Origin of the sequence: Streptomyces sp. NPDC101118 (assembly GCF_044759445.1) — a bacterium.
GTDB lineage: Bacteria > Actinomycetota > Actinomycetes > Streptomycetales > Streptomycetaceae > Streptomyces.
On sequence record NZ_JBIVZG010000003.1, the window covers coordinates 333,813 to 359,535 of the forward strand.

At 73.4% G+C, this 25,723-nt stretch carries 20 protein-coding genes; 15 read left to right on the forward strand and 5 right to left on the reverse strand.

All coding sequences use genetic code 11. The features are described 5' to 3' along the window. Positions 1-49: 49 nt before the first annotated feature. A complete protein-coding gene (locus ACIQUQ_RS07455) occupies positions 50-532 on the reverse strand; it encodes an SAV_6107 family HEPN domain-containing protein (protein WP_403660609.1) in 483 nt (160 codons plus the stop codon). Positions 533-731: 199 nt separating this feature from the next. Between ACIQUQ_RS07455 and ACIQUQ_RS07460 the strand changes: the two genes are divergently transcribed. The 3 genes from ACIQUQ_RS07460 to ACIQUQ_RS07470 are packed head-to-tail and all read left to right on the forward strand — an operon-like array spanning position 732 to position 4,691. Beyond that, positions 732-2,009: an ATP-binding cassette domain-containing protein gene (locus ACIQUQ_RS07460; RefSeq protein ID WP_403972324.1), complete on the forward strand. Its 1,278-nt coding sequence runs from the start codon at positions 732-734 to the stop codon at positions 2,007-2,009. Next, positions 1,981-4,065: a YhgE/Pip family protein gene (locus tag ACIQUQ_RS07465; protein ID WP_403972326.1), complete on the forward strand. Its 2,085-nt coding sequence runs from the start codon at positions 1,981-1,983 to the stop codon at positions 4,063-4,065. The genes ACIQUQ_RS07460 and ACIQUQ_RS07465 overlap by 29 nt, the downstream gene beginning before the upstream one ends. 11 nt (positions 4,066-4,076) lie before the next feature. Then, positions 4,077-4,691, forward strand: coding sequence for a TetR/AcrR family transcriptional regulator (locus ACIQUQ_RS07470; RefSeq protein ID WP_403972328.1), 615 nt, complete (start codon positions 4,077-4,079; stop codon positions 4,689-4,691). 458 nt (positions 4,692-5,149) lie between these two features. Here the strand turns inward: ACIQUQ_RS07470 and ACIQUQ_RS07475 are convergent, their stop codons facing one another. From ACIQUQ_RS07475 to ACIQUQ_RS07490, 4 genes are all read right to left on the reverse strand, one after another. Continuing rightward, positions 5,150-7,531, reverse strand: coding sequence for a transglutaminaseTgpA domain-containing protein (locus tag ACIQUQ_RS07475; protein ID WP_403972330.1), 2,382 nt, complete (start codon positions 7,529-7,531; stop codon positions 5,150-5,152). After that, positions 7,528-8,868 (reverse strand): DUF58 domain-containing protein, encoded by a 1,341-nt coding sequence (locus tag ACIQUQ_RS07480; protein WP_403972332.1) that lies wholly within the window; start codon positions 8,866-8,868, stop codon positions 7,528-7,530. Before ACIQUQ_RS07480 ends, ACIQUQ_RS07475 begins: the two co-directional genes overlap by 4 nt. Beyond that, positions 8,868-9,893, reverse strand: a complete 1,026-nt coding sequence (locus ACIQUQ_RS07485; RefSeq protein ID WP_403972334.1) for an AAA family ATPase — start codon at positions 9,891-9,893, stop codon at positions 8,868-8,870. Before ACIQUQ_RS07485 ends, ACIQUQ_RS07480 begins: the two co-directional genes overlap by 1 nt. A 139-nt stretch (positions 9,894-10,032) precedes the next feature. Next, positions 10,033-10,578: a beta-class carbonic anhydrase gene (locus ACIQUQ_RS07490; RefSeq protein ID WP_403972336.1), complete on the reverse strand. Its 546-nt coding sequence runs from the start codon at positions 10,576-10,578 to the stop codon at positions 10,033-10,035. 318 nt (positions 10,579-10,896) lie between these two features. Between ACIQUQ_RS07490 and rsmH the strand changes: the two genes are divergently transcribed. The 12 genes from rsmH to pgeF all read left to right on the forward strand — a co-directional run bounded on the left by rsmH (position 10,897) and on the right by pgeF (position 25,720). Beyond that, a complete protein-coding gene (gene rsmH / locus ACIQUQ_RS07495) occupies positions 10,897-11,853 on the forward strand; it encodes a 16S rRNA (cytosine(1402)-N(4))-methyltransferase RsmH (protein WP_403972338.1) in 957 nt (318 codons plus the stop codon). Between the two features lie 79 nt (positions 11,854-11,932). Beyond that, positions 11,933-12,454, forward strand: a complete 522-nt coding sequence (locus ACIQUQ_RS07500) for a septum formation initiator family protein (protein WP_403972340.1) — start codon at positions 11,933-11,935, stop codon at positions 12,452-12,454. A 54-nt stretch (positions 12,455-12,508) separates the two neighbouring features. Further along, the gene (locus tag ACIQUQ_RS07505; RefSeq protein ID WP_403972342.1) at positions 12,509-14,479 is read left to right on the forward strand and encodes a peptidoglycan D,D-transpeptidase FtsI family protein; all 1,971 of its coding nucleotides are present in this window, start codon (positions 12,509-12,511) and stop codon (positions 14,477-14,479) included. A 64-nt stretch (positions 14,480-14,543) separates the two neighbouring features. Further along, complete coding sequence (locus ACIQUQ_RS07510; RefSeq protein WP_403972344.1) at positions 14,544-16,235, forward strand: UDP-N-acetylmuramoyl-L-alanyl-D-glutamate--2,6-diaminopimelate ligase; 1,692 nt, start codon at positions 14,544-14,546, stop codon at positions 16,233-16,235. Next, positions 16,232-17,650, forward strand: coding sequence for a UDP-N-acetylmuramoyl-tripeptide--D-alanyl-D-alanine ligase (murF, locus tag ACIQUQ_RS07515; protein ID WP_403972346.1), 1,419 nt, complete (start codon positions 16,232-16,234; stop codon positions 17,648-17,650). The genes ACIQUQ_RS07510 and murF overlap by 4 nt, the downstream gene beginning before the upstream one ends. Next, positions 17,647-18,717: a phospho-N-acetylmuramoyl-pentapeptide-transferase gene (gene mraY / locus ACIQUQ_RS07520; protein ID WP_403972348.1), complete on the forward strand. Its 1,071-nt coding sequence runs from the start codon at positions 17,647-17,649 to the stop codon at positions 18,715-18,717. Before murF ends, mraY begins: the two co-directional genes overlap by 4 nt. Continuing rightward, positions 18,699-20,126, forward strand: a complete 1,428-nt coding sequence (gene murD, locus ACIQUQ_RS07525; protein WP_403972350.1) for a UDP-N-acetylmuramoyl-L-alanine--D-glutamate ligase — start codon at positions 18,699-18,701, stop codon at positions 20,124-20,126. Before mraY ends, murD begins: the two co-directional genes overlap by 19 nt. Positions 20,127-20,183: 57 nt before the next feature. Next, positions 20,184-21,551, forward strand: a complete 1,368-nt coding sequence (gene ftsW, locus ACIQUQ_RS07530; protein ID WP_403972352.1) for a putative lipid II flippase FtsW — start codon at positions 20,184-20,186, stop codon at positions 21,549-21,551. Between the two features lie 6 nt (positions 21,552-21,557). Next, on the forward strand, positions 21,558-22,652 hold the full coding sequence (gene murG, locus ACIQUQ_RS07535; protein ID WP_403972354.1) for an undecaprenyldiphospho-muramoylpentapeptide beta-N-acetylglucosaminyltransferase: 1,095 nt from the start codon (positions 21,558-21,560) through the stop codon (positions 22,650-22,652). Positions 22,653-22,670: 18 nt separating this feature from the next. Further along, positions 22,671-23,489 (forward strand): cell division protein FtsQ/DivIB, encoded by an 819-nt coding sequence (locus ACIQUQ_RS07540; RefSeq protein WP_403972355.1) that lies wholly within the window; start codon positions 22,671-22,673, stop codon positions 23,487-23,489. Positions 23,490-23,777: 288 nt separating this feature from the next. Further along, the gene (ftsZ, locus tag ACIQUQ_RS07545; RefSeq protein WP_403972357.1) at positions 23,778-24,995 is read left to right on the forward strand and encodes a cell division protein FtsZ; all 1,218 of its coding nucleotides are present in this window, start codon (positions 23,778-23,780) and stop codon (positions 24,993-24,995) included. Beyond that, the gene (pgeF, locus tag ACIQUQ_RS07550; RefSeq protein ID WP_403972359.1) at positions 24,992-25,720 is read left to right on the forward strand and encodes a peptidoglycan editing factor PgeF; all 729 of its coding nucleotides are present in this window, start codon (positions 24,992-24,994) and stop codon (positions 25,718-25,720) included. The genes ftsZ and pgeF overlap by 4 nt, the downstream gene beginning before the upstream one ends. Positions 25,721-25,723: the final 3 nt, after the last annotated feature.

A 25,723-nucleotide genomic window follows, 5' to 3' on the forward strand; every position in this document is an offset into this window, starting at 1 on the left:
GATCGGTGAAGTGCGTGATCCACCCTATTGCCTCCGGGAGCCCCGCCGGTCATACCGCGTCCGCGCGCTCCCGCCGTGGCTCGGGCAGGGTCGGCGACAGGGCGAGCAGCCGCTCGACGATGCGCAGGAACATGGACGCCTCGCGGAGGAGGTCGTCCGCGTCGCGGCCGGTCGCCGCGTCGCGTATGCCCGCCTCGGCACGGGCGCGCCTGGCCGCCCCCGAGGCGAACAGGGCGCTCCACTCGGTCAGTTCCGGAGCGATCTCGGGGAGCAGCTCCCACGCGCTGCGGATGCGCTGCCGACGGCGTGGGCTGGGGGGTTCGGGCCGGGCCCGGGCCGCCAGGACGGCGGCCGCGGTGCGCAGCGCGGCGAGGTGGGCGGTGGCATACCGCTCGTTCGGCACGGCGAGCCCGGCGGCCTCTTCGAGGCCGCTGCGCGCCTTGGCGAGCAGGTCGAGGGCCGCGGGCGGTGCCGGGGCGCGGCGGAGGACGGGGTGGACATCGGCGGCTGGTGCGGTGACTCGGGTCGCCATGACGAACCTCCTGTCTTCACGGACGGGGAGGCCCCACGCGGGGCGCTCCGCATGGACCCATGGTGAAGCCACCCACTGACAATCAGCCTGACCTGCGGTTTTCCGTCGGATTCCGGGCGAATCGGGGGAGGCGGCACGGGGGTTCGGAAGGCGTGCTAGTTTTTGAACTGACCAGTCAGTTCAAAAGAGGGGGGACGGGGTGGACAGCCCGACAGGCGCGGCCGTCAAGGCCCAGGGCTTCGGACTGCAGGGCCCGCGCGGGTGGGTCTTCCAGGGAGTGGACGTCGACGCGGCGCCCGGCTCCCTGATCGCCGTCGAGGGACCGTCCGGCACGGGCCGCACCTGCCTGCTCCTCGCCCTGACCGGCCGGATGAAGCCGACCGCGGGCCACGCGGAGGTCGGCGGACTGCGGCTGCCGAAGAAGATGGCGGCCGTCCGCCGGATCAGCGCCCTGGGCCCGGTCCCGGGGGTCACCGACCTCGACCCGGCGCTGACCGTGGCCGAGCAGCTGCGCGAGCGCGCGCTGCTCCAGCGCCGCTACGACGGACCCGTACGGGCCCTGTTCCGGCCCCGGTCCGAGCGCGCCGCGCTCACTGCCGGCCGGATCGACGCGGCCCTGGACGCCGTGGGCCTGGACGTGGCGGCCCTGCCGAAGGGCGCCCGCACCTCGGTGCGGGAGCTGGAACGGCTGGAGGAGCTGCGGCTCTCCCTGGCGCTGGCCCTGATCTCCGGCCCGGGCCTGCTCGCGGTGGACGACACCGACCTCAAGCTCTCGGACGCCGAACGGGTCGAGGCCTGGGCGCTGCTCCGCTCCCTCGCCGCCCGCGGCACCACGGTCCTCGCGGTCTGCAGCGAGGCCCCCGAGGACGCGCTGGTCATCCGCACGACCGCCACGGGCACGCCCGGAGAGGGCGACCCGGCCCCGCAGGGCACGGCCGGCCGGCCCGGTGCCGCCCCCGCGGCCACCCCGGGCAAGCGCCCGAAGCGCAAGCGCCGCACGGCCACCGGTACGGCCGCCCGTCCCGCAGCCCCGGCCGCAGCCGAGGAGTCCGCCGGGGCGGACCAGGCCCAGGCCGGGCAGGCCGGGACGACCACGGCCCAGGAGACCGCGACCGCCGGGACCACCCCCGCGGCCGGTGTGCCGCAGGAGGCCGCGGCGGCGGACGCCGGGGCCACAGCCCAGGACGCCGCAACCGAGGCCCAGCCCGGCGCCGGGGCGGCGGAAGCCGGTGACGAGTCGCAGGAGACCCACTCGGCGGACGCCGGCCAGGACGCCGAGCCGGCCGGCACCGGCACCGGCACCGGCACCACCGGACCGGACGCGGACGCCGCGGGCACCGGAGCCGGCACCGGCGCCGAGGCCACCGACACCACCGAGGTCACCGAGGCCACCGACACCACCAAGACCACCAAGACCACCAAGACCACCGCACAGAAGGGGGCGGCCGATGCGCTCGCCGAAGCTGGCCGCGCTTGAGCTCAAGCGCTTCGGCAGGGGGAAGCTCCCGCGCGCCGCGCTCGTCGCGCTGCTCCTCCTCCCGCTGCTCTACGGAGCCCTGTACCTGTGCTCCTTCTGGGACCCGTACAGCCGCCTCGACAAGCTCCCGGTGGCCCTGGTCAACGAGGACAAGGGCGCCACGGTCGACGGCAAGGAGATCGCCGCGGGCGACGAGATCGCCCGAAAGCTGCACGACAGCAGGATCTTCGACTGGCGTGACGTGAGCGCCGACGAGGCGGCCGAGGGCGTCGAGGACGGCACGTACTACCTCTCCCTCACCATGCCGAAGGACTTCAGCACCCGGCTCGCCTCCAGCTCCGGCGACGCCCCCGAGACCGGCGCGCTCCAGGTCCGTACGAACGACGCCAACAACTACATCGTCGGCTCCATCTCCAAGACGGTGTTCTCCGAGGTCCGCGCCTCCGCGTCCAGCAGCACCTCCCGCGGCTTCCTCGACAAGATCTTCATCTCCTTCTCGGACCTCCACGACAAGACCCTGGAGGCGGCCGAGGGCGCCGACGACCTCAAGGACGGCATCGGCCGCGCCAAGAAGGGCGCCAACGACCTCGCCAACGGCCTGACCAGCGCCAAGAACGGCAGCAGCGACCTCGCCGGCGGCCTCGGCAAGCTCGACACGGCCGCGGGTCAGCTGGAGACCGGCAGCCGCCAGGTCGCCAACGGCACCCAGACCCTGGCCGACAAGGTCAACACGGCGGCCGACAAGGCCCGCCCGTTCCTGAAGAACAACGTCAGGACCATCGCCGACGCCGCAGAACTGGCCGCCGACAGCGCCAAGGTGGTCCGCAACCACCTCGACACCTTCGCCAAGGCCGCTCCCGGCGCCGCCCGCGCCGCCAACGCCGCCTCGGACGCCCTCGACGACGTGTACGGCGAGCTGTGCACCGGTGCCGAGACCCCCAGCCCCAAGTGCCCCAAGCTGAAGCGGGCGAAGGACGACGCCGCCGAGGCGGCCGAACTCGCCGGTGACGTCAACAACCTGGTCAGGAACTCCGGCGGCGACCTGGACAAGCTGCGTGCCCAGCTCAAGGACCTGGAGCAGAAGGCCCGCAAGGTCGTCGACGCCGCCCCGACCCTCGCCACCGACCTGGACGCCGCCGTCGGCCGCATCAACGCCCTGAACGACGGCGCCCACAAGGTCGCCACCGGCATGGACAAGCTGCACACCGGCATCACCGCCGCCCACACCGGCTCCGACGACCTCGACGCGGGCGTCGGCAAGCTCAAGAAGGGCGCCCACAGCCTCGACGGCGGCATGTACAAGCTCGTCGACGGCTCCGGCCAGCTCGCCGGCGGCCTCCACGAGGGCGCCGACCAGATCCCGGACTACGACGAGCAGCAGCGCGACCAGCGCACCGAGGTCATGGCCGACCCGGTCCAGCTCGCCGCCAAGTCCCTGCACAAGGCGCCCAATTACGGCACCGGCTTCGCCCCGTACTTCATCCCGCTCTCCCTCTGGGTCGGCGCGATGGTCGCCTACATGCTGATCCAGCCGATGAACCGGCGGGCCCTCGCCGCGGGCGCCTCCGCCTGGCGCGTCGCCTTCGCCGGCTGGCTCCCGGTCGCCGCCCTCGGCGTCCTCCAGGTGGCCGCGCTGATGTCCGTACTGCACTGGGGCCTCGGCCTGGAGATGGAGCGCGCGGCCGGCACGATCGGCTTCCTGGTCCTGGTCACCGGCTGCTTCGCGGCCATCGTCCAGTGGCTCAACGCCCGCTTCGGCGCCGCCGGACGCATCCTCGTCCTCGCGGTCCTGATGCTCCAGCTGACCTCGGCCGGCGGCACGTACCCCGTACAGACCAGCCCCGGGTTCTTCAACGCGATCCACCCGTACCTGCCGATGTCGTACGTCGTCGAGAGCCTGCGCCGCCTCATCACCGGCGGCCCGCTCGACCCCGTGTGGCAGGGCTGCGCGGTCCTGGCGGCCTTCACCGCGGGAGCCCTCGCGCTCACCGCCGTGGCCGCCCGCCGCAAGCAGGTGTGGACCATGGACCGTCTGCACCCGGAGCTCAGCCTGTGACAATCAGCGCCATGGACAGCAGCAGCACCAGACGGCAGGCCACCCGGCAGAAGCTCTACGAGGCGGCCGTCACCCTGATCGCAGAACAGGGCTTCTCCGCCACCACGGTGGACGAGATCGCCGAACGCGCCGGAGTGGCCAAGGGCACCGTCTACTACAACTTCGCGAGCAAGACGGTCCTCTTCGAGGAGTTGCTCCGGCACGGCGTCGGCCTGCTGACCGCCTCGCTCCGCGATGCGGCGGACGGGGTCAGGAGCCGCGGGGGCACGAGCGTCGAGGCGCTCGACGCGATGATCCGCGCGGGTCTCGTCTTCATCGACGCCTACCCCGCCTTCACCCAGCTGTACGTCGCCGAGCTGTGGCGCACCAACCGGGCCTGGCAGTCCACCCTCATGGTGGTCAGGGGCGAGGCGGTGGCCGTCGTCGAGTCGGTGCTCCGGGAGGGCGTCGAACGCGGCGAGCTGAGCGGCGAGATCGACGTGCCGCTCACGGCCGCCGCGCTGGTCGGCATGGTGCTCGTGGCGGCGCTGGACTGGCAGTCCTTCCAGAGCGAGCGGTCCATCGACGACGTCCACTCGGCCCTGTCACTGCTGCTGCGCGGGCGGGTCTCCGGCCACGCCGGCTGACACCCGGCCACCACCCCTTCGGGGGACGTGGGACAGACCCGGTCGGCGGTCGCACCGGGTGGGCGGTCCCACGTAGAACTGAGTATCCGTACCTAGACACAGAGATGAGTAGGTACGCGGATGGGCCCTCACCTGCACAGACGGGAGAGTGGACCCGACGGAAGGGGAGCCCGTCCCGCACCGCCGACACGGGGCGGCGGAGCGGGACGGGCCCCCGTCCGACGGCGTGGCCGGTCCGGGGGGACCGGCGCGTGGGAACGGGGGAACGGGTCCGGGGGGACCCGTACACGAAACCCGTGCGGCGGGGCTCTGGAGGAACGAGCCCCGCCGCACGGGTTTTCCTGTTCCACGAGGACCCGGCCGCCCCACGAGGACGGCCCGGGTCACGGGGACGGCCCGCGTCACGGGAACCCGGCCGCAGGACGGCCCGCCCCCGAGGACGGGCCCCCCACGAGGCCCTAGCCGCGCCCGCGCAGCGGGATCCGGACCGTCCGCAGCCGCCCGGCCACCGCCCCGCGCACCCGCACCCAGCGGTCCGACACCGCCCACCGCACGCGTACGGCCGACCGCGGCGCGACCAGCGCCCGCAGCCGGGACCACCGGCCGACCCCGGCCAGCAGCGCGGCACGCGCCCGCAGCACGTCCTCGGCGGCACCCGCCGCCCCGGCATCCCCGGGCCCGGCGGCCGGGGGAGCGTAGAGCGAGCGCTCCACCGCTCCGGCGAGCCGGAGCACCCCCTGCTCGGCCTCCCCGTCCAGCCGGCCCAGTGCGACGATCCGCCGCGCGGCCCCCCGCGGGGAGAGCGCCCCGTCGGGCTCGACCCCCACGTCCCACGCCGCGTCGCCCAGCTCGCGCCAGGCCTCCAGCGGGTCGCCCGAGGCCAGCCGGCGCCTGCGCACCCGGGACCGCCACAGCACCGGCAGCACCGGAATCGCCAGCATCAGCAGCGCCGCCCCGGACAGCAGGGCCACCTGGCCCCAGGTCGGACCGTCGTCGTCCGCACCGGCACCCGCCTGCGCCTGCCCGCACTCGCCCAGCCGCCGCATCTCCGGCGGGCAGGCGTCCGAGGCCGAGGACGACGGGGCGGGAGCGGGCGCGGCCGTGCGGCCCGGCACCTCGGGCGCCGGGTTCGACGGCCGGCCCGTGGGCGTCTCCGGCCGGGTGTAGTCCGGCGTGCTGCCCCGCGAGGGCGTGGGCTCGAAGCGCGTCCAGCCGACGCCCTCGAAGTACAGCTCGGGCCACGCGTGTGCATCCCGCAGGGTCACCGACCAGCTGCCGTCCGACTTCGCGGAACCGGCGGTGAAGCCCACCGCCACCCGCGCCGGGATCCGCAGCGTGCGCGCCATGGCCGCCATCGTGAAGGAGAAGTGGACGCAGAAGCCCCGCTTGTCCTCCAGGAACTTGGCGATGCCCGCCGTGCCCGTGCCCGAGTTGACGTGCGTGTCGTACGTGAAGCCGCCCGCGCTGGCGAACCAGTCCTGGAGCAGCACCGCCCGCTCGTAGTCGCTCTTCGCCTTCCGGGTGACCCGCAGCGCCGTCTCCTCCACGGCGGGCGGCAGACCCGCCGGCACGCGCGTGTACTCGGCCACCAGCGCCGGCGCCGGCTGCGGTGCCTTCGTCAGCTGCTCCGCCGTGGGCTGCAGCCGCAGGCCGCGCACCGTGTACTGGACGCCCCGGGTGTTCTGCCCCCGGTCGCCCACGAGGGTGCGCCCGACGGGCTCGAACCGCCACTTGCCGCCGATGTCCACCTGCGTGGCCGGGTACGGCATCGGCAGGTAGGTCTGGGCGTACCAGCCGGCCGCCGAGACGCTGGTGCGCACCTCCGTGGTGCGCACGGCGGGGCTCAGGCCCGGCGGGTCCGGCAGCCGCTCGGGGACGTCGGTGATGTGGCGCTCCGCCGTCTTCCAGGACTGGCCGTCGAACTCGTCGAGCGCCACGATCCGCAGGTACTGGTCCGAGGGGTTGCGGTGGTCGGTGCGGTAGCGCAGCACCTCCCGGTCCTCGGTGACGTTCAGGCTGTTCTGCAGCGACACCAGCGGGTTGACCGCCGAGATGGTGCCGCCCAGGCCCTCGCCGTCGCCGCTGCCCGTACCGCCGAGCAGCCCGCCCTCCAGGGCCGGCAGCCCCAGCGGCACCACCAGCGCGATGCCGAGCGCCAGCGCGCCCAGCCGGCGGCCGGTCCGTACGGGCGCCACCGCGCCCCCGCCGGTGAGCCCGGCGGCCGTACCCCGGTCCTTGCGCGGCGCGCCGCCGAAGACCCGGCCCCACTGGGACAGCCGGTCCCGGCCCTCGGCGAGCAGCAGCAGGAGGTAGCCGCAGCCGGCCAGCAGGAACCACAGCCAGTCGGAGCCGCCCTGGGACAGCCCCGCCGCCACCGAGTACAGGGCCAGCAGCGGCAGCCCGGCGGCCGCGGCGGTACGGAAGGTCACCGCGAGCGCGTCCACCATCAGCCCGATCAGCAGCACCCCGCTGAGCAGCAGCAGCCGGATCCCGTCCGTCAGCGGCGCGGGCATCGCGTAGTGCCCCACGTCCTGGACGCCCTGCGAGAACAGCGCCCCGAAGTCCCGGAGGGCACCCGGGCCGGGCAGCACTCCGCCCAGCGCCCGCTCCCCGACGAACAGCAGGGTCAGCAGCACGACGGACACGACCAGCTGGGCCAGTACGGTCAGCCAGCGCGCCAGCGGCACCCGCCGCGCACCCGCGCCCGTCGCGCTCTGGAGCGCGAGCAGCACCGCGGCCTGCGGCAGCCAGGTCGCCGGGTGCACCAGCGGCAGCATCGCGCACGCCGTCAGCAGCGTGGCCAGCAGCGCGCACAGCGTCAGTCTCGCCCGGCCGCTCATCCCCAACCCCCCGAAGTACCCCGGTCCGCGGGAGCGTTCCCCGCGTGCCGCCACAGCTCGGCGAAGGACACGCCCGGGGACGCGGCCACCGCCGTCCAGCCCGTCTCGCGCAGCCTGCGCAGCCGCTCCTCGTCCGGGCCGCCGGACGGGGCCCTGCCCTCGCCGGACCACTGCGCGGAGTCCAGGACGAAGGCCACGGCCGCGCCGGAGCGCTGCCGCATCTTCGCCGCCAGGTCCGCCTGGGCGTCGTCCAGATCACCGAAGAAGGCGATCAGCAGCCCCTCGTTGCCCCCGCGGACCGCGTCGCAGGCCCGGGAGAGCCCGGCGCCGTCGGAGTGCCCGACCACGGCGAGCGTGTCCATCATCAGACCGGCCGCCTCGGCGGACTCCGAGCCGCCGGACGAGTAGCCGCCCGACCCCTCGCCGCCCACCGTGTCGCCGGTGTCCGTCAGCAGCCGGACCGAGAAGCCGCGTTCCAGCAGGTGCACCAGGGTCGAGGCGGCCGCCGAGACGGCCCACTCGAAGGCGGAGTCCGGCCCCGCCCCGCGGAAGGCCACCCGCCGCGTGTCCAGCAGCACCGTGGCCCGGGAGCGCTGCGGCTGCTCCTCGCGCCGCACCATCAGCTCGCCGTAACGGGCGGTGGAGCGCCAGTGCACCCGGCGCAGGTCGTCGCCGTGCCGGTAGCCGCGCGGGATCACGTCGTCGTCGCCGGCCAGCGCCAGCGAGCGCTGCCGCCCGTCGCCGTACCCGGAGGACTCGCCGGTCAGCCGGACCGGCGGCAGCGGCTCGGTACGCGGGATCACGGTCAGGGTGTCGAAGTCCCGGAACGACCGGGTCAGCTCCACCAGCCCGAACGGGTCGGTCAGCCGCAGCTGGAGCGGGCCCAGCGGGTAGCGGCCGCGCAGGTCCGACCGCACCCGGTACGAGACCTCGCGTCGGCCGCCGGCCTCGACCCGGTCCAGCACGAACCGCGGCCGGGGCCCGAGCACGTACGGCACCCGGTCCTGCAGCATCAGGAGCCCCGTGGGCAGCCGGGACACGTTGTTCATGCGCAGCTGCACCCGGGCCTCGGCCCCCGCCGGCACCCGCACCGGGCTGAGCCGGCGGCTGCCGGTGACCCGGTCCTGGGTGCGGTGCAGGGCCACGGCGCAGATCAGCGGCAGCACCGCGAGCAGCAGCCCGACGCGCAGCAGGTCGCCCTGGCCCAGCACGTAGGCGCAGACGGCCGCGGCGATGCCGGCCGCCAGGAACGAGCGGCCGCGCGTGGTCAGCCCGGAGAACGCGGCGCGCAGCCCGTCCCGCCCGGACTCGGCGGACGGGCGCGTCGCGGCGGCCATCAGAAGCTCCGCGGGCCCGGGGGCTGCTCCCCGTACCCGTGCGGGGCGCCGCCGCGTACGGAGGCGGTGGGCACGGGGGTGCGCTGGAGGATGTCCGCGACCACCTGCTCGGCGGTCCGGCGGTTCAGCTGGGCCTGCGCGGTCGGCAGCAGGCGGTGCGCGAGCACCGGCGCGGCCAGGGCCTGCACGTCGTCCGGGAGCACGTAGTCGCGGCCGGACAGGGCCGCGGAGGCCTTCACGGCGCGCAGCAGGTGCAGGGTCGCCCGCGGGGAGGCGCCCAGCCGCAGGTCGGGGTGGTTGCGCGTGGCGGCGACGAGGTCGACGACGTACCGGCGGACCGGCTCGGCGACGTACACCTCGCGCACGGCCTCTATGAGCTTGACGATCTCGTGCGCGTGCGCGACCGGCTGGAAGTCGTCCAGCGGGGAGACGCCGCCGTGCACGTCGAGCATCTGGAGCTCGGCCTCGGGGCTCGGGTACCCGACGGACACCCGGGCCATGAAGCGGTCGCGCTGCGCCTCGGGGAGCGGGTACGTGCCCTCCATCTCCACCGGGTTCTGCGTGGCGACCACCATGAAGGGGGTCGGCAGCTCGTGCCGGGTGCCGTCGATGGTGACCTGGCGCTCCTCCATCGACTCCAGCAGCGCCGACTGGGTCTTCGGCGAGGCGCGGTTGATCTCGTCGCCGATGACGATCTGCGCGAAGATCGCGCCCGGCTTGAACTCGAACTCCCGGCGCTGCTGGTCGTAGATGCTCACGCCGGTGATGTCCGACGGCAGCAGGTCGGGCGTGAACTGGATGCGCTGCACGGAGCAGGCGATGGACTTCGCCAGCGTCTTGGCCAGCATCGTCTTGCCGACGCCGGGGACATCCTCGATCAGAAGATGTCCCTCGGCGAGCAGCACCACCAGCGAAAGCCGTACGACCTCGGGCTTGCCCTCGATCACGCTCTCGACCGACCGCCGCACACGATCCGCGGTGGTGGTCAGATCAGCGAGGCTCGCTCGATCGTCATAGGTCGTCACCCGGCCCTCCTCGGCCCTTTCACGGGCCGACGCCCATTGCGTAATCCCGGCCCACCCCAAACACACGGACGTCGACCGGAAGCGGTTCCCGGGCGGGCGTCACCCGAGCATTCTTGACGGCCTCACGCCGTTATGTCACTCACGAAGCCGGGTCGATCTCGCGCAGGAGGCCCGTGGTGACGTCGAAGACGAAGCCGCGGACGTCGTCGGTGTGGCGGAGGAACGGGGAGGTCCGCACCCGCTGCATCGACTGCCGGACGTCCTGGTCCACGTCCCGGAAGGCCTCGACGGCCCAGGAGGGACGCTGCCCGACCTCGTCCTCCAGCTCGTGGCGGAAGTCCTCGGTGAGGCTCTCCAGACCACAGCCGGTGTGGTGGATCAGGATCACGGATCGGGTGCCCAGCGCGCGCTGGCTGATCGTGAGCGACCGGATCGTGTCGTCCGTGACCACGCCGCCGGCGTTGCGGATCGTGTGGCAGTCGCCGAGCTGGAGGCCCAGGGCGGCGTGGAGGTCTATTCGCGCGTCCATGCACGCCACGACGGCGACCTGCAGGACGGGCCTGGCGTCCATACCCGGGTCGGTGAAGCTCTCGGCGTACCGCTGGTTCGCCTCGACGAGGCGGTCGATGACGGTGCCGGCCTCCGAGGGTGCGGACTCTGTGGGCAGCGATGCGGAAGTCGTCATGGGTACGACGTTAATGCTCACGCTCGAGCGCAGCAGGTGTGAGGGTGGACAAAGGGCGCCATTGATCCTTGTTGTGAGCTAACCCACAGGGGGCCGGTGCATGCGCCCGACCGGGTGATCCGCCGGTTTCGCCGGGTTGTCCGGAGCCCGCCGCACGGCACGCGGGCCGGTTCGTTGACCGGGGCGACCCGTGGACTAAAGTGACGCGAACCGGCCGGGCCCCGGTGTGATTCCGCCGCCCCGGCCCCGATGATCCCCCCGCGTGCGCGGCGCGTACGTCCATGTACCCGCAGGTCGCGCCGTTACCTGAGAGGGCGCATGAGCGAGACCCGACACGTCCCGGTGATGCTCCAGCGGTGCCTGGACATGTTGGCCCCCGCACTGGAGAGGCCCGGGGCCGTGGTCGTCGACTGCACCCTCGGCCTCGGCGGCCACAGCGAGGCCCTCCTGAAGCGGTTCCCCGAGGCGCGGCTGGTCGCCCTCGACCGGGACAAGGAGGCCCTGCGGCTCTCCGGCGAGCGGCTGGCCCCCTACGGCGAGCGCGCCACCCTGGTCCACGCCGTCTACGACGAGCTGCCCGACGTACTGGCCCGGCTCGGCATCCCCAAGGTCGACGGCGTCCTCTTCGACCTCGGCGTCTCCTCCATGCAGCTCGACGAGGCCGACCGCGGCTTCGCGTACGCGCAGGACGCCCCGCTCGACATGCGCATGGACCAGACGACCGGCATCAGCGCCGCCGAGGTCCTCAACACCTACCCGCCCGGCGAGCTGGTCCGGATCCTGCGGGCGTACGGCGAGGAGAAGCAGGCGAAGCGCATCGTCTCGGCCATCGTCCGCGAGCGCGAGAAGGAGCCCTTCAGCAACAGCGCCCGCCTGGTCGAGCTGATCCGCGACGCGCTCCCGCAGGCCGCCAAGCGCACCGGCGGCAACCCCGCCAAGCGCACCTTCCAGGCCCTGCGCATCGAGGTGAACGGCGAGCTGACCGTGCTGGAGCGGGCCGTCCCCGCCGCGGTCAAGGCCCTCGCCGTGGGCGGCCGGATCGCCGTCCTGTCGTACCACTCGCTGGAGGACCGCCTGGTCAAGACGGTCTTCGCGGCCGGGGCCGCCAGCACGGCCCCGCCCGGTCTGCCCGTCGTACCGGAGAAGTACCAGCCCAAGCTGAAGCTGCTGACGCGCGGCGCGGAGCTGCCGACCGAGGAGGAGGTCGCCGAGAACCGGCGCGCCGCCCCGGCCAGGCTCCGCGGCGCCCAGCGCATCCGCGAGGAGGATCTGTGACCGTCGCAGCACCTGCGGGCCGCACCCGGACCGCCGCGTCCGCGCCCTCCGCGGCCCGGACCGGGGAGCGGAGGAGCGCGTGACCGCGCGGGGCGGGCAGGCCGGCCGGACCGGCAGGCTCGGGAGGCTCAAGGGGTCCCCCGGCACGGGGGCCGCGCGCACCCCGTTCGTGCTGCTGGTCGTCGCCCTGCTCGGCGGCGGCCTGATCACGCTGCTGCTGCTCAACTCGGCCCTCAACCAGGGCTCGTTCCAGCTCAGCAAGCTCAAGCGGGACACCACCGCGCTCACCGACGAACAGCAGGCCCTCCAGCGCGACGTGGACGCCTACTCCGCGCCCGACGCCCTGGAGCGCCGCGCCCGCCGCCTCGGCATGGTTCCCGGCGGCAGCCCCGTCTTCCTCGGCGCCGACGGCAAGGTCAACGGCGTGCCCAGCACCGCCTCCGCGCCGCCCGCGCCCAGCCCCACCGCGGCCGCGCCCGCCCCGCAGGCGCCCGCCGCGAGCCCGGGCGCGCCCGCCGGCTCGCCCGCCCCCGCCGTCACGTCCGCCGCGCCCGGCCAGGGCGCCCCGTCCGCGAAGCCCTCACTGACCCCCGTTAGGTGACGTCGTGACCGCTCATGCCAGCCCCCGCCCGTCCGCGGCCCGAGGAGCGCGCCGATGAGCCCCAAGGAGCCTCCGCGCCGCCGCGTACCGGGACCCGGCCGGCCCAGGCCGGGGGAGCGCGGCCCGGGACGCCCGTCGGCCCGCCCGTCCGCCCGCCGCCCCCGCCCCGCCGCCTCCCGCGCCCCGCACACCATCCGGCTCGGCAGCCCGCGGCCCCGGCTGCGCCTGGTGAGCCTCGGCCTCACCCTGGTCATGGTCGCCTTCGTGGTCCGGCTCCTCCAGGTCCAGGCCGTCGACGCCGCCGAGTACTCCGCGCAGGCGCAGAAGAACCGGTACGCCAGCTACACCCTCGCCGCCGAGCGCGGCCGGATCACCGACCGCAAGGGCATCGCCCTGGCCACCAGCGTCGACGCGTACGACATCACGGCCGACCCCAAGATGTTCACGCCCGGGGAGAGCAAGGCCCCCGACGCGCCCCAGCAGGCCGCCGCGCTCCTCGCGCCCATCCTCGGCAAGGACGCCGAGGACCTCACGGCCCGTCTGAAGACCCCCAACACCCGGTACGTGGTCCTCGCCCGCCGGCAGACCCCGCAGGTCTGGAACCAGATCAAGGACCTCAAGCGCGTCTTCGCCGAGAAGGCCCAGGCCGACAAGCGCCGCAACGGCCCCGGCGCCAACGTCCTGGCCGGCGTCTTCCAGGAGCCGAGCAGCAAGCGCGTGTACCCCAACGGGAACCTGGCCGCCGGGATAATCGGCTACGTCAACGCCGAGGGCAAGGGAGCCGGAGGCCTGGAGTCCTCCCTCGACGAGAAGCTCGCGGGCAAGGACGGCGAGCTGCGCTACGCCCAGTCCGGCGGCCGCCGCGTGCCCACCGCCGGCTCGCGCGAGAAGCCCGCCGTGCCCGGTTCGGACATCGAGCTGACCATCGACCGCGACATCCAGTGGGCCGCCCAGAACGCCATCACCGAACAGGTGCGGGCCTCCGCGGCCGACCGCGGCTACGTCGTCGTCCAGGACACCCGGACCGGCGAGGTGCTGGCCATGGCGAACGCCCCCGGCTTCGACCCCAACGACCTCAGCAAGGCCCGCTCCGCCGCCATGGGCAACGCCGCCCTCCAGGACGTGTACGAGCCCGGCTCCACCGCCAAGGTCATCTCGATGGCCGCCGTGCTGGAGGAGAAGGCCGCCGGCCCCCTCACCCACGTCACCGTCCCCAACCGGCTGCACCGCGGCGACCGGCTGTTCAAGGACGACATCGACCACCCCACCTGGTACCTCACGCTCAACGGCGTCCTGGCCAAGTCCAGCAACATCGGGACCATCCTGGCCACCGGCCAGCTCGGCAAGACCCAGGCCGACGTGAACGAGACCCTCTACGGCTACCTCACGAAGTTCGGCATCGGCCAGCCCACCGGCCTCGGCTACCCCGGCGAGTCCCGTGGCCTGCTGGCCCGCCCGTCGGAGTGGTCCACCTCCCAGCAGTACACGATCCCTTTCGGCCAGGGACTCTCCCTCAACGCCATGCAGGCCGCCTCCGTCTACTCGACGGTCGCCAACGGCGGCGTCCGCATCGAGCCCACCCTGGTCCGCGGCACCAAGGGCCCCGACGGCCGGTTCACCCCCGCCCCCGCGCCCGAGACGCGCCGCGTGATCAGCGAGGCGACCGCCAAGACCCTCGCCGCGATGCTGGAGTCCGTCGTCGACGACCAGGAGGGCACCGGCACCAAGGCCCGCATCCCCGGCTACCGGGTCGGCGGCAAGACCGGCACCTCCAACCGGGTGGATCCGGCCACCGGGCGCTACAAGGGCTACACGGCCTCCTTCGCCGGGTTCGCCCCCGCGGACAAGCCCCGCATCACGGTCTACTGCGCCATCCAGAACCCCACCCGCGGCAGCTATTTCGGCGGCCAGATCTGCGGCCCCATCTACAAGAAGGTCATGGAGTTCGCCCTCAAGACCCTCCAGATCGCCCCCACCGGCACGGCTCCCGCCGGACTGCCGGTCACCTTCGGACCCGGCCGGTGAGAACCGGCCGGACGGCCCGGGCGGCAGCGCCCGGGCCCGAGGAGAGAAGCGCGAGGCACCACCAGTGACGACCATCACCCAGGATCCCGGGAACCAGAGCGCCGGAGGCCCCTCAATTCCCGGCGGGCCCGGTGCGCCCGGTACGCTCACCGCCGTGCCCCACGCTGATCAGCCCAGAACCACCCAGCAAGACGCCCCGGCAGCGCCGCCGGGAGCGCCCCGGCCCGCGAACGCCCGCCCGACCCCCCTGGGTGAGCTCGCCGCGCTGCTGGGCATCGGAGCCCCCGCACCGGCCGACGCGCCGATCACGGGCATCACCCACGACTCCCGCGCCGTGCGCCCGGGCGACGTCTACGCGGCCCTGCCGGGCGCCCGCCTGCACGGCGCCGACTTCGCCGCCCAGGCCGCCTCGCTGGGCGCCGCCGCAGTCCTGACGGATCCCGCCGGTGCCGAGCGCGCGGCCGCGACCGGCCTGCCGGTCCTCGCCGTCGAGGACCCGCGCGGCCGGATGGGCGAACTGGCCGCCGCGATCTACGGACATCCCGGCACCGGTCTGCTGCAGATCGGCATCACCGGCACGTCCGGCAAGACCACCACGGCGTACCTCGTCGAGGGCGGCCTGCGCGGCGCCGGCCACCACACCGGCCTGATCGGCACGGTGGAGATGCGCATCGGCGACGAACGCATCAAGTCCGAGCGCACCACCCCCGAGGCGACCGACCTCCAGGCGCTGTTCGCGGTGATGCGCGAACGCGGCGTCGGGTCCGTCGCCATGGAGGTCTCCAGCCACGCCCTCGTGCTGGGCCGGGTCGACGGCTGCGTCTTCGACGTCGCCGTCTTCAACAACCTCAGCCCCGAGCACATGGAGTTCCACTCCGGCATGGAGGACTACTTCCAGGCCAAGGCACAGCTCTTCACCGAGCGCCGCGCCCGCCTCGGAGTGGTCAACGTCGACGACGAGTACGGCCGCCGCCTGGCCAAGGAGGCCGCCATCCCGGTGGTGACCTTCTCCGCCGAGGGCGACGCGGGTGCCGACTGGCGGGCCGAGGACGTGGTCTCCGGCCCCGTCGGCAGCACCCTGACGATCGTCGGCCCGGGCGGTTTGCGCGTCCGCGCCGCCGCCCCGCTGCCCGGCCCGTTCAACGTCGCCAACACCCTGGCCGCCGTGGTCACCCTGGCCGCCGCCGGGATCGACCCGCAGACCGCCGCCGACGGCGTGGCCGCCGTCCCCGGCGTGCCGGGCCGCCTGGAGAAGGTCGACGCGGGCCAGCCGTACCTCGCCGTGGTCGACTACGCGCACAAGACGGACGCCGTCGAATCGGTCCTGCGCGCGCTGCGCAAGGTCACCGAGGGCAGGCTGCACCTCGTCCTCGGCTGCGGCGGCGACCGCGACCAGACCAAGCGCGCCCCCATGGGAGCCGCCGCCGCGCGCCTGGCCGACACCGCCGTGCTGACCTCCGACAACCCGCGCTCCGAGGACCCCCTCGCCATCCTGGCCGCGATGTTCGGGGGCGCCGTCTCCGTGCCCGCCGCCGAGCGCGGCGAGGTGCTCGTCGACGCCGACCGCGCCGCCGCCATCGCCGCGGCCGTCGCCCGGGCCCGGCCCGGCGACACGGTGCTCGTCGCCGGCAAGGGCCACGAGCAGGGCCAGGAGACCGCCGGAGTGGTACGCCCCTTCGACGACCGCGAGGTGCTCCGCGCCGCGATCGAGCAGTCCCAGCAACAGCAGGCCCGACAGGCCGAGGTGAAACAGTGATCGCCCTCTCCCTCGCCGAGATCGCCGACATCACCGGCGGGCGGACGCACGACATACCGGACGCCTCCCGCACGGTCACCGGCTCCGTCGTCATCGACTCCCGCCAGGTCGAACCCGGCGGGCTGTTCGCCGCGTTCGCCGGCGAGCACGTCGACGGACACGACTACGCCGAGCGGGCCGTCGCCGCGGGCGCGGTGGCCGTGCTGGCCGCCCGGCCCGTCGGCGTACCCGCGATCGTCGTCGACGACGTCGAGACGGCGCTCGGCGCCCTCGCGCGCGCCGTCGTCGGCCGGCTCGGCACCGACGTGGTGGCCCTGACGGGCTCCGCCGGCAAGACGTCCACGAAGGACCTGATCGCCCAGGTCCTCCAGCAGCACGCACCCACCGTGTGGACCCCGGGCTCGCTCAACAACGAGATCGGGCTGCCGCTGACCGCCCTCAAGGCGACCGCCGAAACCCAGCACCTCGTCCTGGAGATGGGCGCCCGCGGCATCGGCCACATCCGCTACCTCACCGGACTGACCCCGCCCCGCATCGGCCTCGTCCTGAACGTGGGCACCGCCCACATCGGCGAGTTCGGCGGCCGCGAGCAGATCGCCCAGGCCAAGGGCGAGCTGGTCGAGGCCCTGCCGGCCGAGAGCGAGGGCGGCGTGGCCGTGCTCAACGCCGACGACCCGCTGGTACGGGCCATGGCCGCCCGTACCAAGGCGCGCACCGTCTTCTTCGGCGAGGCCGAAGACGCCGACGTACGCGCGAGCGAGGTCCGCATGACGGACCGGGGACAGCCTTCCTTCACACTGCACACACCCACCGGGTGCAGCGACGTGACCTTGCGGCTGTACGGTGAGCACCACGTGTCGAACGCGCTCGCCGCGGCCGCCGTCGCCCACGTGCTGGGCATGTCCGTCGACGAGATCGCCACCGCGCTCTCCGGCGCGGGCACGCTCTCCCGTTGGCGGATGGAGGTCACCGAGCGCGCCGACGGCGTGACGGTCGTCAACGACGCCTACAACGCGAATCCCGAGTCCATGCGGGCCGCGCTCCGCGCGCTTGCCGCGATGGGCGACGCCGCCAAGGCGGCGGGGGGCCGCACGTGGGCGGTGCTCGGTCCGATGGCCGAGCTCGGTGACGAGTCGCTCGCCGAGCACGACGCGGTCGGGCGGCTCGCCGTCCGGCTCAACGTGAGCAGGCTCGTGGCGGTCGGGGGCAGGGAAGCCTCCTGGCTGCAACTGGGCGCATATAACGAGGGTTCGTGGGGTGAGGAGTCGGTGCTCGTGTCCGACGCGCAGGCGGCGGTCGACCTGTTGCGCAGGGAACTGCGGCCGGGGGACGTCGTGCTGGTGAAGGCTTCCAGGTCGATCGGTCTGGAGCGGATCGCGCAGGCGCTGCTTGAGGGCGAGGTCGCCGGCCGATGAGGCAGATCCTGTTCGCCGGTGTCATCGGCATGTTCCTCACCATCGTCGGCACCCCGCTGCTGATCAAGCTGCTGGCCCGCAAGGGCTACGGCCAGTTCATCCGGGACGACGGCCCCCGGGGCCACGCCGGCAAGAAGGGCACGCCCACCATGGGCGGCATCTCCTTCATCCTGGCCACGCTCGCCGCGTACGCCCTGACGAAGGTGATCACCTCCAGCCAGCCGACGTTCTCCGGCCTGCTGGTGCTCTTCCTGATGGCGGGCATGGGCCTGGTCGGCTTCCTCGACGACTACATCAAGATCGTCAAGCAGCGGTCGCTGGGCCTCCGGGCCAAGGCCAAGATGGCCGGTCAGCTGATCGTCGGCATCGCCTTCGCGGTGCTGGCGCTCCAGTTCTCCGACTCCCGCGGCCTGGCCCCGGCCTCCACCAAGCTCTCCTGGGTCTCGGACTTCGGCTGGTCGATCGGCCCGGTGCTGTTCGTGGTCTGGGCGCTGTTCATGATCCTGGCCATGTCCAACGGCGTGAACCTGACCGACGGTCTGGACGGCCTGGCCACCGGCGCGTCCGTCATGGTCTTCGGCGCCTACACCTTCATCGGCGTCTGGCAGTACCAGGAGTCCTGCGCCAACGCGGAGACCCTGACCAACCCGGCCGCCTGCTTCGAGGTGCGCGACCCGCTGGACCTCGCGATCGTCGCCTCCGCCCTCATGGGAGCCTGCTTCGGCTTCCTGTGGTGGAACACCTCCCCGGCCAAGATCTTCATGGGCGACACCGGCTCGCTGGCCCTCGGCGGCGCCCTCGCCGGCCTCGCCATCTGCTCGCGCACCGAGCTGCTGCTGGCGCTCCTGGGCGGCCTGTTCGTGCTCATCACCATGTCCGTGGTGATCCAGGTCGGCTCCTTCCGCCTCACCGGCAAGCGGGTCTTCCGGATGGCACCGCTCCAGCACCACTTCGAGCTCAAGGGCTGGTCGGAAGTGCTGGTCGTGGTCCGCTTCTGGATCATCCAGGGCATGTGCGTGATCGTGGGCCTCGGTCTCTTCTACGCGGGATGGGCAGCCGACAAGTGACGTCCTGGCAGGGCATGAACATCACCGTCGCCGGTCTCGGCGTGAGCGGCATCAGCGCCGCCCGCGCCCTGGCCGGCTTCGGCGCGCACGTGACGGTCGTCGACGGCGGCGACAGCGAGGTGCACCGCACCCGGGCCGCCGAGGTCGAGGGCCAGGGGATCGCCGTACGGCTCGGCGACGCCGAGACCCTCCCCGAGGGCACCGACCTGGTCGTCACCTCGCCCGGCTGGAAGCCCTCCAGCCCGCTCTTCGAGGCCGCCGAGGCGGCCGGGGTCGAGGTCATCGGGGACGTGGAGGTCGCCTGGCGGCTGCGCGGCCCCGGGGCGGCGCCCTGGCTGGCCGTCACCGGCACCAACGGCAAGACCACGACCACCCAGATGCTGGCCTCGATCCTGAAGGCCGCCGGCCTGCGCACCGCCGCGGTCGGCAACATCGGCACCCCGATCGTCGACGTGGTCCTCGGCGAGCAGGAGTACGACGTGCTCGCCGTCGAACTCTCCAGCTACCAGCTGCACTGGGCGCCCAGCGTGCGCGCCCACTCCGCGGCCGTCCTCAACCTCGCCCCCGACCACCTCGACTGGCACGGCTCCATGGAGGCGTACGCCGCCGACAAGGGCCGGATCTACGAGGGCAACACGGTGGCCTGCGTCTACAACGTGGCCGACAAGGCCACCGAGGACCTGGTCGTCGAGGCGGACGTGGAGGAGGGCTGCCGGGCCATCGGCTTCACCCTCGGCGCCCCGGCCCCCTCGATGCTCGGCGTCGTCGACGGCATCCTCGTCGACCGCGCCTTCGTCGAGAACCGGCAGAAGAACGCGCAGGAGCTGGCCGAGGTCTCGGACGTCAACCCGCCCGCCCCGCACAACATCGCCAACGCCCTGGCGGCGGCGGCCCTGGCCCGCGCCTTCGGCGTCGAGCCGCGCGCCGTGCGCGACGGACTCCGCAACTTCCGCCCCGACGCGCACCGGATCGCGCACGTGGCCGAGGTCGGCGGGGTCACGTACATCGACGACTCCAAGGCCACCAACACCCACGCCGCCGAAGCCTCCCTGGCCGCCTACGAATCCATCGTGTGGATCGCCGGCGGGCTGGCCAAGGGCGCGACCTTCGACGAGCTGGTGGCCACCTCCGCCAAGCGGCTCCGCGGCGCCGTGCTGATCGGCGCGGACCGGGAGCTGATCCGCGAAGCGCTCGCGCGACACGCGCCCGAGGTCCCGGTCGTCGACCTCGACCGGACCGACACTGGGGCGATGCTTGCGGCGGTCCGGGAAGCGGCCCGGCTCGCGCAGCCCGGCGACACGGTCCTGCTGGCCCCCGCCTGCGCCTCCATGGACATGTTCGTGAACTACGGCAAGCGCGGCGACGCCTTCGCCGACGCCGTGCGCGAACTGGCCGCGGAGAGCGCGTAGGTCCGGGGGCGGGTCCCTCCGGCCGGCTGCTCGTCCCGAGTGGAGGGGAACAGACAGATGCAGCGCGTGGCGGTGGGCGCGGGCAGGCGCCCGTCGGTGCCCAGGGCTCCCAGAACGCTGGGCCGCAAGCGGTCCGGACGGCCGCAGAAGCCGTCCGGGCGCGGCCCGTTCGAGCGGGTGCGGCGGACCTACCGGCAACTGCGCCGCACCTGGGACCGGCCGCTCACGGCGTATTACCTGATCTTCGGCAGCGCGCTGCTGATCACCGTCCTCGGACTGGTGATGGTCTACTCGGCCTCGATGATCACGGCTCTCCAGAAGGGCCTGTCCGCCTCGTACTTCTTCCAGAAGCAGCTCTTCGCCGCCCTGCTCGGCACCGGGCTGCTGCTGGTCGCCTCCCGGATGCCGGTGAAGCTGCACCGGGCGCTGTCCTACCCGGTGCTGGCCGGAACCGTGTTCCTCATGGTGCTCGTCCAGGTCCCCGGGATAGGGGTCTCGGTCGGCGGCAACCAGAACTGGATCTCCCTCGGCGGCCCCTTCATGCTCCAGCCCAGCGAGTTCGGCAAGCTGGCACTGATCCTCTGGGGCGCCGACCTGCTCGCCCGCAAGGGCGACCGGGGCCTGCTCACCCAGTGGAAGCACCTCCTGGTGCCGCTGATCCCGGTGGCCTTCCTGCTGCTGGGACTCATCATGCTCGGCGGCGACATGGGCACCGCGATGATCCTCACGGCGATCCTCTTCGGCCTGCTCTGGCTGGCCGGCGCCCCCACCCGGCTGTTCGTCGGCGTGCTCGCGCTCGCCGGCCTGATCGTCGCCGTCCTCATCAAGACCAGCCCGCACCGCATGGACCGGCTCGCCTGCCTCGGCGCCACCGACCCCGGCAAGGGGGACCTGTGCTGGCAGGCCGTGCACGGGATCTATGCTCTGGCCTCGGGCGGATGGTTCGGTTCCGGCCTCGGCGCCAGTGTGGAAAAATGGGGACAACTGCCCGAAGCCCACACCGACTTCATCTTCGCCGTCACCGGGGAGGAACTGGGGCTGGCGGGGACGCTGTCGGTGCTGGCCCTGTTCGCGGCTCTAGGCTATGCGGGTATCCGCGTGGCCGGACGCACGGAGGACCCCTTCGTCAGGTATGCCGCGGGAGGCGTGACCACCTGGATCACGGCCCAGGCCGTGATCAACATCGGTGCGGTGCTCGGTCTGCTGCCGATCGCCGGAGTCCCGCTCCCGCTGTTCTCCTACGGGGGGTCGGCCCTGCTGCCGACCATGTTCGCCATCGGGCTGCTCATCGCGTTCGCGCGTGAGGAGCCGGCGGCACGCGCGGCGCTCGCCATGCGCCAGCCGAGGTTCGGCTGGAAGCGGGCCGGGCTGAGATGGAAGTCGATGAGACGGCGCGTCAAGAAGCGTCCGTCCGGAGAGCGGTGAATTTCGGTGCATGTCGTACTCGCCGGTGGGGGGACCGCCGGCCACATCGAGCCGGCGCTCGCCCTCGCGGACGCCCTGCGCAGGCAGGACCCGAGCGTGGGCATCACTGCCCTCGGCACGGAGCGCGGACTCGAGACCCGTCTGGTGCCCGAGCGCGGTTACGAGCTGGGGCTCATCCCCGCCGTGCCGCTGCCCCGCAAGCCCACACCCGAGCTGATCACCGTCCCGGGTCGGCTGCGCGGCACCATCAAGGCCGCCGAGCAGATCCTGGAGCGGACCAAGGCCGACTGCGTCGTCGGCTTCGGCGGGTACGTGGCCCTGCCGGGCTACCTGGCCGCCAAGCGGCTCGGCGTACCGATCGTGGTCCACGAGGCCAACGCCCGGCCCGGCCTGGCCAACAAGATCGGCTCCCGGTACGCGGACGGCGTCGCGGTCTCCACGCCCGACAGCAAGCTCCGCAACGCCCGCTACATCGGCATCCCGCTGCGCCGCTCCATCGCCACCCTCGACCGCGCCGCGGCCCGCCCCGAGGCCCGCGCCGCGTTCGGCCTGGACCCGAACCTGCCGACCCTGCTGGTCTCCGGCGGCTCGCAGGGCGCCCGGCGCCTCAACGAGGTCGTCCAGGGCATCGCGCCGACCCTCCAGCGCTCCGGCATCCAGATCCTCCACGCGGTCGGCCCGAAGAACGAACTGCCGCGCGTGGACAACATGCCCGGGATGCCGCCCTACGTGCCGGTACCGTACGTGGACCGGATGGACCTCGCGTACGCCGCCGCCGACATGATGCTGTGCCGCGCGGGCGCGATGACCGTCGCCGAGCTCTCCGCCGTCGGGCTCCCCGCCGCGTACGTCCCGCTGCCGATCGGCAACGGCGAGCAGCGGCTCAACGCCCAGCCGGTGGTCAAGGCCGGCGGCGGCCTGCTCGTCGACGACGCGGACCTGACCCCGGAGTGGATCCAGAGCCAGGTCCTGCCCGTGCTCGCCGATCCGCACCGGCTGTACGAGATGTCCCGCGCCGCGGCCGAGTTCGGCCGCCGGGACGCCGACGAGCTGCTGGTCGGCATGGTGTACGAGGCGATCGCAGCCCACAGGAACCGCTGACGCAGGAGGCGAGCAGGAGTGGCCGGACCGACGACCGCGGAACGCGGTGGACCGAAGGCGTCGAAGCCCACAGGGGCGGCGAAGTCCTCAGAACCGTCCGCGTCCGGCCCCTCCGGCACCCCCCGCGGCCCCTGGTTCCGCCGGGGGCCCGTGCTGCTCGGCCTGGCCGCCGCCGTGCTCCTCGCCGGCGGCGGCACCTGGGCCCTCTACGGCTCCTCCTGGCTGCGCGTCGAGAAGGTCGGCATCACCGGCACCGAGGTGCTCACCCCCGAACAGGTCCGGGCCGCGGCGGCCGTGCCGCTCGGCGCCCCGATGGCCGCGGTGGACACCGACGAGATCGAGGCCCGGCTGCGCGGCCGGCTCCCGCGGATCGATTCGGTCGACGTGGTGCGCGCCTGGCCGCACGGAATCGGTCTCAAAGTGACCGAGCGCAAACCCGTCCTGCTCATTGAAAAGGGCGCCAAGTTCGTGGAAGTGGACGCTTCGGGCGTCCGGTTCGCCACGGTGCCGAAAGCCCCCAAGGGCGTACCCGTACTGGAATTGACGGCGAAACGGTCACCGAGCCTGCGCCGCTTCGACGAGGAGCGGCTGCTGCACGAGGCGGTGGGCGTCGCCGTCGACCTCCCGGCGGCCGTGGCCAGGGACACCAGGGTGGTCCGCGTGCGCTCGTACGACGCCGTCGTACTGGAGTTGACCGGCGGCCGGACCGTCATGTGGGGGAGCCCCGAGCAGGGGGCCGCGAAGGGTCGTGCGCTGGCCGCCCTGATGAAAGCCGCCGGCTCCGCACTGCACTTCGACGTGAGCGCCCCCACGGCCCCGGCGGTCTCCGGGAGTTGACGCGGGGTCGAACAGGGAAGCACCCTGGTTGGCCAGGGATATGGGTGATCACATAGGGTGAAAAGAAAAACGGGAGGTTCGGCGTGTTCGTTGAACGCGCGCCACTTGTCGACTTAGTGTCCTGTCCGGAAGAGTCCAAGGAACAGACACACTGTTAACCCTAAACTTCAGGGTTAGGGTTCGGGTCGGCGAGTCAGGCTGGTCGGGCCGTCCCATTTTTCGGCATCAGTCGTCGCACCGCAGGCCCGCGAGGCGGCGACACGTAACTCGAGGCGAGAGGCCTTCGACGTGGCAGCACCGCAGAACTACCTCGCAGTCATCAAGGTCATCGGTGTCGGCGGCGGTGGTGTCAATGCCATCAACCGAATGATCGAGGTCGGCCTCAAGGGCGTCGAGTTCATCGCCATCAACACCGACGCCCAGGCGCTGTTGATGAGCGACGCCGACGTCAAGCTCGACGTCGGCCGCGAACTGACCCGCGGCCTCGGCGCCGGCGCCAACCCGGCAGTCGGCCGCAAGGCGGCAGAGGACCACCGCGAGGAGATCGAGGAGGTCCTCAAGGGGGCCGACATGGTCTTCGTCACCGCCGGAGAGGGCGGTGGCACCGGCACCGGCGGCGCCCCGGTCGTCGCCAACATCGCGCGCTCGCTGGGCGCCCTCACGATCGGCGTGGTCACCCGCCCGTTCACCTTCGAGGGCCGCCGCCGCGCGAACCAGGCGGAGGACGGCATCGCCGAGCTCCGCGAAGAGGTCGACACCCTCATCGTCATCCCGAACGACCGGCTGCTGTCCATCTCGGACCGCCAGGTCAGCGTGCTCGACGCGTTCAAGTCCGCCGACCAGGTGCTGCTCTCCGGCGTCCAGGGCATCACCGACCTGATCACCACCCCGGGTCTGATCAACCTCGACTTCGCCGACGTGAAGTCCGTGATGTCCGAGGCCGGCTCGGCCCTCATGGGCATCGGCTCCGCCCGCGGCGACGACCGCGCCGTGGCCGCGGCCGAGATGGCGATCTCCTCGCCGCTGCTGGAGGCGTCCATCGACGGCGCCCGTGGCGTGCTGCTCTCCATCTCCGGCGGCTCCGACCTCGGTCTCTTCGAGATCAACGAGGCGGCCCAGCTGGTCAGCGAGGCGGCCCACCCGGAGGCGAACATCATCTTCGGCGCCGTCATCGACGACGCCCTGGGCGACGAGGTGCGGGTCACCGTGATCGCGGCCGGCTTCGACGGGGGCCAGCCCCCGGCCCGCCGGGACAACGTGATCGGCGCCGCGTCCACCAAGCGCGAGGAGCCCCCGGCCCCGGTCCGCCCGGCCGAGCCGGTCCGCCCCGCCTTCGGCGGCCTGGGTTCGGTGACCCCGCGTGAGGAGCCCCCGGCCCCGGTCGAGGCGGCTCCGGTCGCCGAGGTCCCGGTCGCCCCGACCGTCACCGCGCCCCAGGTCCCGACGGCCCGCCCCTACCAGGACAGCCCCGCCGAAGAGCTGGATGTCCCGGACTTCTTGAAGTGATAAGCGAGCGGCACCACGCGAGCGGCGCGCACTTCGCCTTCACCGACAGGTGGGGCGGGGTGAGCGCCGTTCCGTACGAGGAGCTCAACCTCGGCGGCGCGGTCGGCGACGACCCGGCGGCCGTCGGGTCCAACCGGGCGCTCGCCGCCGGGGCCCTGGGCGTCGCGCCGGACCGGGTGGTCTGGATGAACCAGGTGCACGGCCGCGACGTGGCGGTGGTCGACGCCCCCTGGGGCGACACCCCGCCGCCGGCCGTCGACGCGGTGGTCACCTCCCGGCGCGGGCTCGCCCTCGCCGTGCTGACCGCCGACTGCACCCCGGTCCTGCTGGCCGACCCCGTCGCCGGGGTCGCGGCCGCGGCCCACGCGGGCAGACCCGGCCTGGTCGCCGGGGTGGTGCCCGCCGCGGTCGAGGCGATGGTGCGGCTCGGCGCGGAACCCTCCCGGATCACGGCCCGCACGGGCCCGGCGGTCTGCGGGCGCTGCTACGAGGTGCCCGCGGCGATGCGCGAGGACGTCGCCGCCGTGGTGCCCGAGGCCCACGCCACCACCAGCTGGGGCACCCCGGCCGTCGACGTGGTGGCCGGGGTGCACGCGCAGCTGGCGGCGCTCGGGGTGACCGACCTGGAGCGGTCTCCGGTCTGCACCCTCGAATCCCTCGACCACTTCTCGTACCGCCGTGACCGGATCACCGGGCGGCTCGCCGGATATGTCTGGTTGGACTGATCG